This window comes from Rhizobacter sp. J219, from assembly GCF_024700055.1.
GTDB lineage: Bacteria > Pseudomonadota > Gammaproteobacteria > Burkholderiales > Burkholderiaceae_C > Rhizobacter.
The window spans coordinates 418,635-433,408 of record NZ_JAJOND010000001.1; the positions used below are offsets into that span (position 1 = coordinate 418,635).

At 68.5% G+C, this 14,774-nt stretch carries 15 protein-coding genes and 2 pseudogenes; 10 read left to right on the top strand and 7 right to left on the bottom strand.

The window, feature by feature from the left end; all coding sequences use genetic code 11:
* The gene (locus LRS03_RS01925) at positions 1-456 is read left to right on the top strand and encodes a DUF1178 family protein (RefSeq protein WP_257823604.1); all 456 of its coding nucleotides are present in this window, start codon (positions 1-3) and stop codon (positions 454-456) included.
* Here LRS03_RS01925 and LRS03_RS01930 read toward each other — a convergent pair.
* The gene (locus LRS03_RS01930) at positions 450-758 is read right to left on the bottom strand and encodes a DUF2917 domain-containing protein (RefSeq protein WP_257823605.1); all 309 of its coding nucleotides are present in this window, start codon (positions 756-758) and stop codon (positions 450-452) included. The genes LRS03_RS01925 and LRS03_RS01930 overlap by 7 nt on opposite strands.
* Before the next feature lie 149 nt (positions 759-907).
* Between LRS03_RS01930 and gcvA the strand changes: the two genes are divergently transcribed.
* Positions 908-1,825, top strand: coding sequence for a transcriptional regulator GcvA (gene gcvA / locus LRS03_RS01935; RefSeq protein ID WP_257823606.1), 918 nt, complete (start codon positions 908-910; stop codon positions 1,823-1,825).
* A gap of 9 nt (positions 1,826-1,834) precedes the next feature.
* Here gcvA and LRS03_RS01940 read toward each other — a convergent pair whose 3' ends face one another.
* On the bottom strand, positions 1,835-3,241 hold the full coding sequence (locus tag LRS03_RS01940; protein WP_257823607.1) for an FAD-binding oxidoreductase: 1,407 nt from the start codon (positions 3,239-3,241) through the stop codon (positions 1,835-1,837).
* The gene (locus LRS03_RS01945) at positions 3,238-3,666 is read right to left on the bottom strand and encodes a DUF2069 domain-containing protein (RefSeq protein WP_257823608.1); all 429 of its coding nucleotides are present in this window, start codon (positions 3,664-3,666) and stop codon (positions 3,238-3,240) included. Before LRS03_RS01945 ends, LRS03_RS01940 begins: the two co-directional genes overlap by 4 nt.
* Positions 3,667-3,686: 20 nt before the next feature.
* Here LRS03_RS01945 and LRS03_RS01950 point away from each other — a divergent pair, with 20 nt between their 5' ends.
* Positions 3,687-4,922 (top strand): YihY family inner membrane protein, encoded by a 1,236-nt coding sequence (locus LRS03_RS01950; RefSeq protein WP_374684974.1) that lies wholly within the window; start codon positions 3,687-3,689, stop codon positions 4,920-4,922.
* Between the two features lie 12 nt (positions 4,923-4,934).
* On the opposite strand, the gene LRS03_RS01955 is transcribed toward LRS03_RS01950, so the two are convergent.
* From LRS03_RS01955 to LRS03_RS01965, 3 genes are read right to left on the bottom strand one after another with little or no spacing between them, the layout of a single operon-like run.
* Complete coding sequence (locus LRS03_RS01955; protein ID WP_257823609.1) at positions 4,935-5,258, bottom strand: Mpo1-like protein; 324 nt, start codon at positions 5,256-5,258, stop codon at positions 4,935-4,937.
* Positions 5,255-6,073, bottom strand: a complete 819-nt coding sequence (locus tag LRS03_RS01960; RefSeq protein WP_257823610.1) for an alpha/beta fold hydrolase — start codon at positions 6,071-6,073, stop codon at positions 5,255-5,257. The genes LRS03_RS01955 and LRS03_RS01960 overlap by 4 nt, the downstream gene beginning before the upstream one ends.
* On the bottom strand, positions 6,070-7,371 hold the full coding sequence (locus tag LRS03_RS01965) for an O-acetylhomoserine aminocarboxypropyltransferase (protein WP_257823611.1): 1,302 nt from the start codon (positions 7,369-7,371) through the stop codon (positions 6,070-6,072). Before LRS03_RS01965 ends, LRS03_RS01960 begins: the two co-directional genes overlap by 4 nt.
* 105 nt (positions 7,372-7,476) lie before the next feature.
* On the opposite strand from LRS03_RS01965, the gene LRS03_RS01970 reads away from it, so the two are divergent.
* The 7 genes and pseudogenes from LRS03_RS01970 to LRS03_RS01995 all read left to right on the top strand — a co-directional run bounded on the left by LRS03_RS01970 (position 7,477) and on the right by LRS03_RS01995 (position 13,058).
* On the top strand, positions 7,477-7,941 hold the full coding sequence (locus tag LRS03_RS01970; protein WP_257823612.1) for a CBS domain-containing protein: 465 nt from the start codon (positions 7,477-7,479) through the stop codon (positions 7,939-7,941).
* A 31-nt stretch (positions 7,942-7,972) separates the two neighbouring features.
* Positions 7,973-9,071 (top strand): annotated as a pseudogene (gene aroC, locus LRS03_RS01975) (chorismate synthase).
* A 135-nt stretch (positions 9,072-9,206) separates the two neighbouring features.
* Positions 9,207-9,908, top strand: a complete 702-nt coding sequence (locus LRS03_RS01980; RefSeq protein ID WP_257823613.1) for a hypothetical protein — start codon at positions 9,207-9,209, stop codon at positions 9,906-9,908.
* The gene (locus tag LRS03_RS01985) at positions 9,814-11,157 is read left to right on the top strand and encodes a methyl-accepting chemotaxis protein (RefSeq protein ID WP_257823614.1); all 1,344 of its coding nucleotides are present in this window, start codon (positions 9,814-9,816) and stop codon (positions 11,155-11,157) included. The genes LRS03_RS01980 and LRS03_RS01985 overlap by 95 nt, the downstream gene beginning before the upstream one ends.
* A 68-nt stretch (positions 11,158-11,225) precedes the next feature.
* Positions 11,226-11,345: pseudogene (locus LRS03_RS26715) on the top strand (helix-turn-helix domain-containing protein); the annotation flags it as partial.
* 28 nt (positions 11,346-11,373) lie between these two features.
* A complete protein-coding gene (locus LRS03_RS01990; protein WP_257823615.1) occupies positions 11,374-12,153 on the top strand; it encodes a substrate binding domain-containing protein in 780 nt (259 codons plus the stop codon).
* Positions 12,150-13,058 carry a LysR family transcriptional regulator gene (locus LRS03_RS01995; protein ID WP_257823616.1) on the top strand — a complete coding sequence of 303 codons (909 nt, stop codon included), beginning with the start codon at positions 12,150-12,152 and terminating at the stop codon, positions 13,056-13,058. The genes LRS03_RS01990 and LRS03_RS01995 overlap by 4 nt, the downstream gene beginning before the upstream one ends.
* Positions 13,059-13,065: 7 nt before the next feature.
* Here LRS03_RS01995 and LRS03_RS02000 read toward each other — a convergent pair whose 3' ends face one another.
* Entirely contained in the window at positions 13,066-14,718 is a 1,653-nt protein-coding gene (locus tag LRS03_RS02000) for a GMC family oxidoreductase (RefSeq protein ID WP_257823617.1), read from the bottom strand.
* Positions 14,719-14,774 lie beyond the last annotated feature (56 nt).

The following is a 14,774-nucleotide window of genomic DNA, read 5'->3' on the forward strand; positions in this document are numbered from 1 at the left end:
ATGAAGGTCTTGAACCTCCGCTGCGCCCACGAACACGCCTTCGAAGGCTGGTTCGTCTCCGAGGACGTCTATCAGTCCCAAAACGACCGCGGGCTGATCGAGTGCCCGCTGTGCGGCGACACCTCGATCGCCAAGCTGCCGTCGGCGCCGCGCCTCAATGTTTCAGGGGCCCGCGAACCGTCGGCACCCGCTGTGGCCACCGAGCCTTCCGGCGAGGCCACCCAGTCGATGACGCTGCAGTCCCTGTGGATGCGGGCGGTGCAGCACGTGATGTCGACGACGGTCGACGTCGGCGACAAGTTCGCCGAAGAGGCCCGGCGCATCCACTACGGTGAGACCGAAGAGCGTGCCATCCGCGGCAAGGCCTCGGCCGAAGATGCCCAGGCCCTGCAGGACGAAGGCATCGAGGTCATGGCCCTGCCGATCCCGGTGGCTGCCAAAGGCAAGCTTCAGTAGGCAGCGGCGCAGTCGCGCAAGGGCAGCGCTTCCGCGTTGGCCGGCTTCGGGTTGCTGCGGGTCAGGCTGGCCGAGCGGCGGTAAACGAACGCAGCATCCTTCAGGGCCGACACCACTGCGGTGCCCGCGCGGTCAAGCGTGAAACATTCCCGCGGCCCCAGCACGATGTCGCGCGGGTCGCCGTCTTGCGTGATCCACAGCTCCCCGCTCTGGCATTCGATGCGCTCGCCACGGCGGGCACGCAGTTGGAAGGTCTGGCGCCGTTGCAGGCGGGTAATGGGGGTCGAAATGGCGACTTGCATGATGAACTCCTTCGTGGGGCCAGCATGCCGTTCCGTCATGTGATCGAGGCGGTGGCAGCGGGCTTGCATGCAGTGTCGGATTGCCAAGCTTGCATGACAAACGTTGGTTTGGCATCCTTTGCATGCGAATTTGGAATGCAAGGTGCCTGATGCGACGTTACCGGCTGCCCCCGCTCGACCTGCTGGAAGCCTTCGAGGCGGCCGCCCGCCACCTGAGCTTCACCCGCGCCGCCGACGAGCTCGCGTTGACGCAGTCGGCCGTCAGCCGCCAGATCGCGGCGCTCGAAGACAGCCTGGGTGTGTCGCTGTTCCAGCGCCTGCACCGTGCGCTGCGCCTCACCGAACAAGGTGAGCTGCTGGCGCGCACCGTGGGCGGTGTTCTGGTCCAGCTGCAGGGCGCGACCGAGCAGCTGCAGCAGATCTCCCGCCAGAAGACGGTGATCGTGACCACCACGCCGGGCTTTGCCGGGCTGTGGCTGATTCCACGCCTGTCGTCGTTCACCGCGCGCCACCCTGGCGTGGACGTGCGCATCTCGGCCAGCTTCACCCTCGTCAAGCTCGAGCGTGACGGCGTGGACATCGCCATCCGCTACTGCGCAAGCACCACCGCCGGGCCGCAGGCGGCCAAGCTCTTCGGCGAAGTGATGACGCCGGTGTGCAGCCCGTCCCTTCGCCGTCAGCCGGGCAAGCCGCTCAAGAAGCCCGAAGACCTGCGTCATCACACGCTGCTCTACACCGACAACACCACCCATGCACCGCTCTACGACTGGGCGATGTGGATGCGTGCGATGCAGCTCGACGTCAAACCCGCCGCGGCGCTGTACTTCTCCGACTACGACCAGATGATGAACGCCGCCGTGCGAGGGCAGGGCATCGCGCTCGGCCGCCTGCCACTCGTCGACCAGCTGGTGCGCGAACGCAAGCTCGTCACACCGTTCAGTCAGAGCGTCGCGTCGCCGATGGGCTATCACCTGCTGCGGTCGGAAACCTCAGCCCACAAGCCGGAGGTCAGCGACTTCTGCGCCTGGTTGATGGACGAAGCGGCGCGCGAAGAAGCCGCACGTTGACGTCCTCGCTCAGAGCACCCGGCCGGGGTTCATCAGCCCGTGTGGATCGAGGGCGCGTTTGATGGCCCGCATCATCTGCAGCGCCACCGGCGACTTGCGGTGCATCAGCTCCTCGCGCTTGAGCGCACCCACGCCGTGCTCTGCCGAGATCGAGCCGCCGTAGGCGGTGACCGCGTCGTAGACGATGGTGTTGACCGAGGGTTCGTGCAGCCGCAGGAATTCGGCCCCATCCACCCCCAGCGGGGCCTGCAGGTTGTAGTGCAGGTTGCCGTCGCCCAGGTGGCCGAAGTTGACCGAGCGGGTGCCGGGGTGCGCGGCTTGCAGCGCGGCGTCGGTCTTTGCCACGAACTCGGGGATGCTGGAGACGGGCAGCGAGATGTCGTGCTTGATGTTTGGCCCTTCCTCGGGTTGCGCGAGCGGGATCGACTCGCGCAGGTGCCACATCGAGCGTGACTGTTCCAGGCTTTCGGCGACGGCTGCGTCGGTGATGACGCCGGCCTCCATCGCCGATTCGAGCAGGCCTTCGAAGAGGGTGCGGGCGTGGGCTTCGCTTTCGGTGTCGGACTGCTCCAGCAGCACCGTCCACTCGGCTTCGGGCAGCGGCTGGCGCAGCTGCGGGAAATGCTTGCGCACGAGCGACAGCGAAAAGCGGTTCATCACCTCGAAGCCGGTGAGACCGGCGCCCAAGCGGGCTTGCGCCATCTGCAGCAGCGCGACCGCGTTCTGCAGCGTGTCGAGCGAGGCCAGCGCCGTGGTGCGCGCCGCCGGCTGCGGGTAGAGCTTGAGCGTGGCGGCGGTGATGATGCCGAGCGTGCCTTCGCTGCCGATGAAGAGGTCGCGCAGGTCGTAGCCTGTGTTGTCCTTGCGCAGGCCGACGAGACCCTCCCACAGCTCGCCTTCGGCGTTGACCACTTCGAGCCCGAGGCACAGCTCGCGCGCGTTGCCATAGCGCAGCACCTGCGTGCCGCCGGCATTGGTGGCGAGGTTGCCGCCGATGGTGCAGCTGCCTTCGGCGGCCAGGCTCAAGGGGAAGAGAAGATTGCGCGCAGCGGCGGCCTGCTGCGCCGCCTGCAGGATGCAGCCGGCTTCGACCGTCATGGTGAGGTTGGCCTCGTCGATCGCGCGCACCTTGTTCATCCGCTGCAGTGTGAGCAGCACCTGGGTGCCGCTGTCGTCCGGCACCGAGCCGCCCACGAGCCCGGTATTGCCGCCTTGCGGTACGAGGCCCACACCGTGGCGTGCGCAGAGCTTCACCACGGCCGCCACTTCGGTGGTGTTGGCCGGTCGCACGACCGCGAGGGCCTTGCCGCGGTAGCGGCGGCGCCAGTCGAGCTCGTAGGCCGAGAGGTCGCCATCGACCATCACGTTGGCCGCACCGACGGCGGTGCGCAAGGCATTGACGAGTACGGCGCTCATGCCTGGGTCTCCTTCGCACTGCGCAAACGCCAGCGCACATGCATCGCACACGCCGTGAACAGCGCCAGGCACAGCAGCACCTCGGCGCCGGCAAGCCAGGCGCTCAGGCCACGATCACTGGTCGCGCGCACCACGCCTTCGGTGAAGTAGAGCCACACCATCAGGCTGACCCAGCGATAGGTGTACATGCGGTTGCGCCACAGCCCGGGGATCGGAATGAGCAGGGGCAGAGCCTTGATCGCGAGCGTGCCGCGGCCGACGGGGGCCAGCCACAGCTCCCAGGCAAGGCACAGGACGAAGAGCGCGATCAGGCTGGCGAGCGCCAGCGCGCGGGTGCGGGCAACGAAGGGCGGGATCGTCGCGGGCGCGGCCGGTTCGGCCGGCGCAGCAGTGGAGGGTGTTGTAGAGGGCATGGCAGAGGTCATCGCTGGCTATGATGCCGCAAATGAATGTCCCGACCGTCTTCAAGCAAAGCTTGCGAGCCCGCGTGAGCGAGCTGCTCGAGACGCTTCAGCACTGGCCTTGGCTCGACACCCTGCGCACTCTGCGCCAGCGCTTTCGCGAAGACCGCCTGGGCCTGACCGCCGGCAGCCTTACGTTCACCACGCTGATCTCGCTGGTGCCCCTGGTGACGGTGATGCTGGCGATCTTCACCGCCTTTCCGATCTTCGGGCAGTTCCAGGTGTCGTTGCAGAAGTACTTCTTGCAGGCGCTGGTGCCCGACACCATCGCCCGCCCGGTGCTGGGCGCGCTGACGCAGTTCGCGGGCCAGGCCAACCGCCTGGGCACCTTCGGCTTGATCGTGCTGGTGCTCACGGCGCTCGCGCTGATGCTCACGATCGACCGCACGCTCAACGCGATCTGGCGCGTGCGCAAGTCGCGCCCGGTGGCGCAGCGCGTGCTCGTCTATTGGGCCGCTGTCACGCTCGGGCCGCTGGCGCTCGGGGTCAGCCTGTCCATCACCTCGTACTTCATCTCGGCGAGCAAGGGCCTGGTGAGCGACGTGCCGGGTGTCGTCACCGTGGTGCTCAACACCTTGCAGTTCGCGCTCCTGGCCGGTGGCATGGCGAGCCTCTTCCACTACGTGCCCAACACCCACGTGCAATGGCGGCACGCGCTGGCCGGTGGCGTCTTTGTCGCCGCGGCCTTCGAGCTGGCGAAGCGCGGTCTGGCCCTGTATCTCGCGAGCGTGCCCACCTACCGCACGGTGTACGGCGCATTTGCCACCGTGCCCATCCTGCTGATCTGGATCTACCTCGCGTGGGTGATCGTGCTGCTCGGCGCGGTGATCGCGGCCTACGCGCCGAGCCTGCAGATGCGGGTGGTGCGGCGGCCGTCGGTGCCGGGCTTTCGCTTCCTGCTCGCCGTGGGCATGCTTCAGGAGCTGACCCGTGCCCGCAAGCTCAGTTCGCATGGCCTAAGCGCGGCGCAGCTGTCTGCGAGCCTGCGCACCGATCCTCTGCAGATCGAGCCCTTGCTCGACACACTGGTCGCGATCGACTGGGTGGGCCGGCTCGACGAAGCCGGCAGCGCGCGCTACGTGCTGTTGTGCGACCCGGAGACGACGCCCGCGAAGCCGCTGCTCGAGCAGGTGCTGCTCGACCCGGCGCCCGCGGTGCGGGCCTTCTGGGAGCACGCGCGCTTTTCGGATCTCAAGCTGAAGGACGTGATCCAGGCCTGAACGGCCCTGGCATCAGAGCGGAATGCGGCCTAGCCAGATGTCCTTGTACATCACCCAGTCGCCCATGAAGCTCCACAGCGGGCGCTTGAACGAGGCAGGCTTGTTCTTCTCGAAGCCGAAGTGGCCCAACCAGGCGAAGCCGTAGCCGCACAAGACTCCAAGCAGGATCAACGCGGGCGCCGCGAGCGAAATGGCCGCGGCGAGGCAGGCGAGGGCGAGCGTGGAGCCCGCGAAGTGGAGCCGGCGGCAGGTGCGGTTGCTGTGCTCGCTCAGGTAGAAGGGGTAGAACTCGTCGAAGCTCTTGAGCGACTTCGGGTCCACGATGGCGGTGTTCATGGTGTACGGCTGAAGAACGAACTGATGCCATTCAACACCCCATCGGGGGCTTCTCCCATCAGGGAATGTCCGGCGGGCAGGATCACGTTGTGGCACCGCAGCACCGATGCCAGAGCCTCGGCGGCTCGCGGCGGCGTCATCTGGTCGGCAGCGCCGAGGATCATTCGCGCCGGGCATTGCACCTGCGCTGCCGCGTCGAGCCCCCGCGCGTAGCGGTCGCAGGCGAGGAAGTCCTGGTGGAAAAGGTTGCCGTGGCCTTGCGCTGCGTAGCCGGCCTGCAGGCGCCGCATCAACGCGCGGTTGGCGCCGTGCAGCCAGAAGCCGGGGGCCGGCGCCGAAGGCTTGGCGGCCAGTGTGGAATGCGAAAACGCGTTGACCATGTCGATGGCCTTCAGCGGGGTTTCTTCCGCCGTGGCGATGAGCGCCGGCGACACCTTCATCGGAAACGCCGTGCCCACGAGCACCAGATGGCTTGCCCGCGTGCCCAGCCGCGCGGCCGCTTCGAGCGCGATCAGCGAGCCCATGCTGTGGCCGACCAGCGCCGCTCGCCCGACGCCGGCCGCATCGAGCAGGTCGACATGCCACTGCGCGGCGGCTTCCACGCTGGCGGGGGCGGGCCCCGCGCTGCGGCCGTGGCCGGGAAGGTCGACCGCCAGCACGGCGAAGCCGTGGTGCGCGAGCGAGCGCGACTGCAAGCCCCACACGCTGTGGTCGTGCATCGCGCCGTGGATGAACACGACCACCGGCAGCTTCGGGTCGAACGGCTTGCCGCCCGTGTACGCAAATGCCTCGCGGCTCTGCACGGTGAGCTTCATGCGCCCGCCTTCTGCGCCGCCTTCAGGGCGCGGGAAAGATCGTCGATCAGGTCGTCCGCGTCTTCCAGCCCGATCGACAGACGGATCGTGCCCTGCGTGATGCCCGCCTGCGCGAGCGCCGCGTCGTCCATGCGGAAGTGCGTGGTGGAGGCGGGGTGGATCACCAGCGAGCGGCAGTCGCCCACGTTGGCCAGGTGCGAGAACACCTTCAATGCTTCGATGAATGCCTTGCCCTGCGCGCGGTTGCCCTTGAGGTCGAAGCTGAACACCGATCCGCAACCGCGCGGCAGCAGTTTCTTCGCGAGCGCATGGTCGGGGTGGTCGGGCAGCTCGGGGTAGCCCACGCGGGCCACCATTGGATGGGCGGCGAGAAACGTCACCACCTTGCGCGCATTCGACACATGCCGTTCCATGCGCAGCGAGAGCGTCTCGATCCCCTGCAGGATCAGCCAGGCCGTGTGCGGGCTCATGCAGGCGCCGAAGTCCCGCAGGCCCTCGCGGCGGGCGCGCAGCAGGAAGGCGCCGACGGTGCTCTCCTCGGCAAAGACCATGTTGTGGAAGCCCGCATACGGCGCGGCGAGCTCCGGGAATTTGCCGGATGCACCCCAGTCGAAGCGACCGCTGTCCACCAGCACGCCACCTACCACCGTGCCGTGTCCGCTCAGGAACTTGGTGGCCGAGTGGTAGAGCAGGTCGGCCCCGTGGTCGAAGGGCTTGATGAGGTAAGGCGAGGTGAGGGTGGAGTCCACCAGCAGCGGCAGGCCACGCTCGTGCGCGATGTCGCTCACGCTCTCGATGTCGAGCACATCGAGGCCGGGGTTGCCGAGCGTTTCGCCGAACAGCAGTTTCGTGTTCGGCCGGATCGCCGCGCGCCAGCCGTCGAGGTCGCTGGGTTTGACGAAGCTCGTCTCGATGCCGAAGCGCGCCAGCGTGTAGTGAAGGAGGTTGTGCGAGCCGCCGTAGAGCGCACTGCTCGACACGATGTGTGAGCCCGCGCCCGCGAGCGTGGCAATCGCCAGGTGCAGCGCGGCCTGGCCGCTGGCGGTGGCGATGGCGCCCACACCGCCTTCGAGTGCGGCCACGCGCTCCTCGAAGACCGCGGTGGTCGGGTTGGAGATGCGGCTGTACACATGCCCCGAGCGCTCCATGTTGAAGAGCGCGGCCGCGTGGTCGCTGCTCTCGAAGACGAAGCTCGTGCTCAGGTAGATGGGCAGCGCGCGCGCGCCGGTGGCCGGGTCTGGGGCGGAGCCGGCATGCAGCGAGAGGGTGTCGAAGCCGGGGTCTGAGGGTCCAGGCATGGGGTCTCCCCGTAGTTGATGCGAGGGGATGTGTCTAGGGCGCAGGGGTGTTGCGTCGAGGCATTGTGGGCTATATTGGCCCGACACCTGCCACGGGAGATACCCATGAAAGTCTCGGACATCCTGCGTGTCAAGGGCGGCACCCTGTACACGGTTTCGCCCGACCAACCTCTGGGCGACGCGGCCAGGACCATGGCCGAATTCGACATCGGCTCGCTGGTGGTGATGGACCACGGCGATCTCGTGGGCATGCTCACCTTCCGTGAGGTGATCCTGGCCATCGTGGGCAATGGCGGCTCGGTGGGCAACAGCACCGTGCGTGGTGTGATGGACGACCACCCGCTCACCTGCACCCCCGAGACCGAGATCGACGAAGTGCGCCGCATGATGCTCGAGCGCCACGCGCGCTACATGCCGGTGGTCAGCCAGCGCACCCTGATGGGCGTGATCTCCTTCTACGACGTTGCCAAGGCCGTGGTCGACAGCCAGGACTTCGAGAACCGCATGCTCAAGGCCTACATCCGCGACTGGCCGGCGGCCGAAGACGCCCAGCCCCAGGCCCGGCTCTGAGACGGCCGCACAAGCGGGATAATCGCTGCCCATGAGCGGCAGCACCTTCGGCACACTTTTTCGCGTCACCAACTTCGGTGAATCCCACGGCCCGGCCATTGGCTGCGTGATCGACGGCTGCCCGCCGGGCATGGCGCTGTCGGAAGCCGACATCCAGCCCGAGCTCGACCGCCGCCGCCCCGGCACCTCGCGCCACGTGACGCAGCGCAACGAGGCCGACGCGGTCGAGATCCTCTCCGGCGTCTACGAGGGCAAGACCACCGGCACGCCGATCTGCCTCTTGATCCGCAACACCGACCAGCGCAGCAAGGACTACGGGAACATCCTGCAGACCTTTCGCCCGGGCCATGCCGACTACACCTACTGGCACAAGTACGGCATCCGCGACCCGCGCGGCGGTGGCCGCTCTTCGGCGCGCCTCACGGCGCCCACCGTCGCGGCCGGTGCGGTGGCCCGCAAGTGGCTGCACCAGAAATTCGGCACCACCTTCGTCGGCCACATGACGCAGCTGGGCGAGATCGCGATCCCGTTCGAGTCGCTCGACCACATTCCGAACAACCCATTCTTCGCCGCCAACGCCTCCGACATCCAGCGCCTGGAGGACTACATGGACGAGCTGCGCAAGGCTGGAGACAGCTGCGGCGCGCGCATCGACGTCGTGGCCCGCGGCGTGCCCGCAGGTTTGGGCGAGCCGCTGTACGACCGGCTCGATGCCGACATCGCCCACGCGATGATGGGCCTGAACGCCGTGAAGGGCGTCGAGATCGGCGCCGGCTTCGCCAGCGTCGCCCAGCGTGGCACGGAGCACGGCGACGAGCTCTCGCCCGAGGGTTTCCGCAGCAACAACGCCGGCGGCGTGCTCGGCGGCATCTCCACCGGCCAGGACATCACCGTCTCCATCGCCATCAAGCCCACGAAACTCGATCCGCTCGCCGCGCCAGTCGATCGACCTGCAAGGCCAGCCGGCCACGGTCGAGACCTTCGGCCGCCACGACCCCTGCGTGGGCATCCGCGCCACGCCCATCGCCGAGGCGCTGCTGGCCCTGGTGCTGATGGACCACGCGCTGCGCCACCGCGCCCAGTGCGGCGATGTGCGTGTGGAGCCCGGACCCATTCCCGGACAGGCCTGAGGGTCGCCCCAACGGGCACTACGCCACACCTGAGCGGGTCTCACGCTCAAGTTTCCCGCCGGGCTCGCCGAAACCCGTCCTGAGCCGCCACGAAGGCGGAGTCAGTCGGCAGCGGCCGCAGCATCGGGGAACGCCATGAGCACAAAGTCGGGTGTGCAGGAACACGGGGACGGATTCTTTCGCTTTCACGGAGCCTGGGCCCCTGGCGTGCGCCTGTTCCGACGCATGCAGTTCAAGGCCAAGGCGGCGATGGTGTCGGTGATGTTCCTCGTGCCCATCGTGGCGCTCGGCTGGAGCTTCTACAACGACAAGGCGGCGTCGATCGGGTTCTCGGCCAAGGAGCGTCTGGGCATCGAGTACATCCGCGAGCTGATGCCGGCGCTCAAGCTGGGCGTGCAGCAGCGCGCGGCCGCGGGCACGCCGGGCGCCGCAGAGATCGCCAGCAAGCTCGAGGCTCAGCTCAAGCAGGTGGCCGCGATCGAGCAGCGCCTGGGCGCTGAGCTGGGCACGACGCCGCTCTACGCCAAGCTGGTCGAGGCGCACAAGGCGGTGGTTGCCAGTGCCGGCAAATCCGACGAGGCAGCCTTCGCCACCCACACCCAATTCGTGACCGCCGTGCTCGACGTGCTTGGCCAGGCCACCGACGGCTCCAACCTCATCCTCGACCCCGACCTCGACACCTACTACCTGATGGACCTGTCGACCACCCGGGTGCCGCAGCTCATCGAAGCTCGTCGCCCGCGTGCAGGCCGCCGGCGGGCCGATGCTGGAGTCGGGCGCCACGCCGGGAGCGATGCGCACGCTGGCCGATCGTGTGCCGCTGGTCGAATTCCATGAAGAGCAGACCAGGATCGGCCTGGCCAAGAGCACCGGTGCCACCGCCGAACTCGTTGCCACGCTGAAGGCCGAGGCGCCGATGAAGGACCTGCGTGCGTTCATCGAGCTGTCTCGTGCGTCGTTCCTCGGCGATGCGGTCAAGGGTGACAAGGCCGCGTTCGCGCTGGCTGCCTCCAAGGTGATCGATTCGCAGGTCGAGTTTTCGACCCGGCTGCTCGACGACCTCGACCGCCTGATCGCCAAGCGCGTGGCCGGCATGGCCACCGTGCGCGACGTGACGACCGCAATCGTCGCCGCGGCGCTCTTGTGCGGGCTCTACCTCTTCTACTGCTTTTTCCTCGTCACCCAGGGCGGCCTGCGCGAAGTGCAGAAGCATCTCGAAGCGATGACGGCTGGTGACCTGACGACGCACCCGAAACCCTGGGGTCGCGACGAGCAGGCCCACCTCATGGTCACGCTGGCGGAGATGCAGCAATCGCTGCGCGCCATCGTCTCGCGCGTGCGCGGCTCCTCGGACCAGCTGGTGCAGGCCAGCGGCGAGATCGCCTCCGCGGCGATGGACCTGTCGTCGCGTACGGAGCAGACAGCCTCGAACCTTGAAGAAAGTGCGGCTTCGATGGAGCAGATCTCGTCGACCATCAAGCACACTGCCGAAAACGCCCATGAGGCGGCCGCCGCTGCAATCATGAACTCGGGCGTCGCGCAGCGCGGCGGCGAAGTGATCGGGCAGGTGGTGAGCACCATGCAGGAGATCCACGCCTCGTCGAGCAAGATCAGCGACATCATCGGCGTGATCGATGGCATCGCCTTCCAGACCAATATCCTTGCGCTGAATGCCGCAGTGGAAGCCGCTCGTGCCGGTGAGCAAGGCCGTGGCTTCGCCGTGGTGGCGAGCGAGGTGCGCAGCCTTGCCCAGCGCAGCGCGCAGGCGGCGAAGGAGATCAAGACCCTGATCTCCGCCAGCGTGGAGCGTGTCGATTCCGGCACGCGCGTTGTGCGGGGCGCCGGCGCCACGATGGACGAGCTGCTCGGAAATGCACGCCGCATGAGCGACCTGCTGCGCGAGATCTCCACCGCGGCCAAGGAAGAAAGTGCCGGCGTGACGCAGGTCGGTGTCGCAGTGCAGGACCTCGACCGCATGACCCAGCAGAACGCCGCGCTCGTGGAGCAGACGGCGGCGGCGGCCTCGTCGCTCAAGGATCAGGCGACGGATCTCGCAGCCGAGGTGGCCCGCTTCAGGCTGCCCTGATCGACAAGGGTTCTCGCCTCGCGGCCGAGAGCCTGAGCAACAATCGCCCCCAAGGGAGTGGGTAGGCGATGCTGCGAGATCTCGATGACCTGCGGGCGTTTGTGGAAGTCGTCAACCGTGGCGGCTTCACGGCCGCAGCGGCGCAACTGCGCACCACGCCCACGGTCATCAACCGCCGCGTGACGCGGCTCGAAGCCGAGTCTCGGCACCCACCTCGTGACGCGCAGCACCCGCGGCGCCGCCCCCACGGAAGCCGGCGCCGCATTCCACGAACGCGCCACCACCTTGCTGCACGAGCTCGACGATGCCTGCCTCGAGGCCGGCGGCGATGGCCTCGCGCTGGCCGGGCTGCTGCGCTTCACCGCGCCCTCGTCGCTCGAACAATTGCTGGTGCAGCCGGTGGTCTCGCACCTCATGCGCCTGCACCCGAATCTGCGCTTCGAGCTGGTGCTGGATGACCAGCGTGTGGACCTGGCCGCGCAAAACGTCGACCTCGCCATCCGCGGTGGGCCGCTCGACGATTCTTCGCTAGTGGCGCGCCGCCTAGCCCTCGTGCCTGCCGTGATGGCTGCCAGCCCCGGCTACCTCGCACGGTGCGGCGTGCCGGCCTCGCCGCAGGACCTGGCGGACCACACCCTGCTCGAGCACGCCGAAGTGGGGCTGGCCCAGTTCTGGCGGGCCGGCGACCCCGGCGCGGAGCCGCTGCCCGCGCCCCGGCAGCGCATGCGCATCAACGGGTTCGAGAGCCTGGTCGACATGGCGGTGGACGGGGTGGGCGTGTGCGTGGCGCCCGAGGTGCAGCTGGCGCGCTGCCTGGCCGATGGGCGGCTGCAGCGTGTGTTGCCCGATGTCTTGCTGGCCGAGGTGCCGCTGTGGGCGGTGTTCCCCGTCGCACGCCACCCGACGCGCCGCCTGCGCCTGCTGCTGGACACGCTCGCCGCCTATGCGGCCCGCCCCTTCGAAACCTGGGGCCAGCCGGTGGAGAGCCCCGCATGATTCCCGACATCGACAACCTGCAGACCTTCATCGAGGTGGCGCGGCGCGGCAGCTACACCCTGGCCGCACAGCACCTCGGGGTCTCGAAATCGGTGGCGAGCCGGCGCATCGCGGCCCTCGAAGAGCAGCTGCAATTGCACCTGCTCAGCCGCAGCACGCGCGGCCTGGCGCTCACCGAAGCGGGCGAGGCCTTCTTCGAGCGTTGCCACGACCTGCTGCGCCAGCTGGAAGCGGCCTGTGACGACGCCGCCGGCAAGGCCCAGGAGCTGAGCGGCCTGATCCGGATCACCGCCCCCCACTCGCTCGGCCAGCCGCTGGTGGTGCCGGTGGTGGCACGGCTGATGCGTTTGCACCCGAGGCTCGACGTCGACGTGCTGCTCGACGAGGACCGGATCGACCTGCTCGGCAACGGCATCGACCTGGCCGTGCGCGGCGGGCCGGTCACGAATGCAAGCCTGCAGGTGAGGCCGCTCGCCTCCGTCGCCGGGTGGGTGGTGGCGAGCCCGGCCTACCTGGCACTGCACGGCGAACCCGTCAGCCCGGCAGAGCTGGCCGGCCACACCTGCCTGCACCACGCGCAGGTACCGCACGGTGCGTGGCGCTTCGAGAGTGGAGCGCATGCGCCGGAAGGGGCTCCACCTCGCCTGCAGGTCAACAGCTTTCCCACGCTGCTGGGGATGGCGGTCGATGGCGTGGGACTCGCCGTGGTGCCGCCGTTTTCCGCTCGCGCGGCGCTGGCGCAGGGGCTGCTGCGGCGCGTGCTCGCCGACCACCCGGTCGCCGGCTACCCCATTTCGGCGCTGTACCCGGCGTCGCGCCACCTGTCGAACAAGGTGCGCGTCTTGCTGGAGGCCCTGACGGCGTACGCGGCCCGCCCCGCCGAGCGCTGGGGCGAGGCCGCGTGAGCGGCGGTCAGGCCGGCACTGCGCGCACCTTGGGCAGCGGGATCTCGAGCCGGCGCGTCAGCCGGTAGCTGGCGCGGATCAGGTCGGCCGCCTTCTCGGCGATCATGATCGTCGGTGCGCTGGTGTTGCCGCCCACGATGTTGGGCATGACCGAGGCATCGACCACGCGCAGGCCCTTCACGCCGCGCACGCGCAGCTCGGGGTCGACCACCGCCATCGCATCGACACCCATCTTGCAGGTGCCCACCGGGTGGTACATGGTGTCGCTGCGCTGGCGCAGCACCTCGCGGATCTGCTCATCGGTCTTCACGTGGCGGGTGAAGAGATCGCGTGTGATGCGCGAGGCGAAGGCCGGCGTCTCGAACAGCCGGCGCGTGAGCTTGAAGCCTTCGACCATGCGGTCGAGGTCGTCTGCTTCGGCGAAGAAGCGCGGGTCGATGCGCGGCGGCGTGTCCATCGTCGGGCCGTTGAGGCCCACGCTGCCGCGGCTTTTCGGGCGCAGCAGGCACACATGGCACGACAGCCCGTGGCGCGCGTGGATCTTGCGCGCATGGTCTTCGACGATGGCGGTCACGAAGGTGAGCTGCACGTCGGGTGCGCTCGATCTGGGCGAGAGCTTCAGGAAGCCACCGCATTCGGCGAAGTTGCTCGTGAGCAGGCCCCGGCGCTCGCGGCGGTAGCGGCCGAACTCGCTCACGGCGCGCAGCGCACCACCCGGTGACAGGCCCATCAGGTCGAGCGTGGGCACGCGGAAGCCGAAGATGAAGTCGAGGTGGTCCTGCAGGTTCTGGCCCACGCCGGGCAGATGGTGCACGAGGTCGACGCCCCGGGCGGCCAGCGCCGCCGTATCGCCCACACCCGAGACCATCAGCAGTTGCGGCGACTGGAAGGTGCCGGCGCACACGATCACCTCGCGTGCGGCCTGTGCATACGTCGTGCTGCTGCCTTGGCCGCGGGTGAACTCCACGCCGCGTGCGCGCTTGTCCGAGAACACGATGCGTTGCGCATGCGCGCCCGTGATCACCGTCAGGTTCGGGCGGCCCAGCGCCGGGTGCAGGTAGGCCCGTGCGGCACTCCAGCGCTCGCCGTTCTTCTGCGTCAGCTGGAAGGAACCCAGCCCCTCCTGCTCGGCGCCGTTGAAATCGTCGTTGAGCGGGTAGCCGGCCTGGCGTGCGGCCTGGCGAAACACCTGGTGGAACGGGTTGTCGGTGCGCGAGTCGGCCACGTTGAGCGGGCCGCCCTGGCCGTGGTAGCCGTTGTCGAGCCGCTCGTTGTGCTCGGCGCGGCGGAAGTAGGGCAGCACCTCGTCGTACGACCAGCCTTCGTTGCCGAGGTCGGCCCAGCGGTCGTAGTCGCTGCGGTGGCCGCGCATGTAGACCATCGCGTTGATGGCCGACGAGCCCCCGAGCGTGCGGCCCCGCGGCTGGTAGCCCCGCCGCCCGTTCAGGCCCGGCTGCGGCTCGGTGCTGAAGGCCCAGTTGTTGATGCGCGTGGGCAGCATGGCCACGAGCGCGAGGGGTGTCTCGATGAGGGCGCCGCGCCCATCGCCACCCGATTCGAGCAGGATGACCTGGACCTCGGGGTCTTCGGTCAGGCGTGCCGCGAGCACGCAGCCGGCGGAGCCGCCGCCGACGATGATGTAGTCTGCCTGGAGCGTCATGGTGTGCCTTTCGAGTGGTGGGGATCAGGCCCACACATACGCAGGGCGCGCGTCAA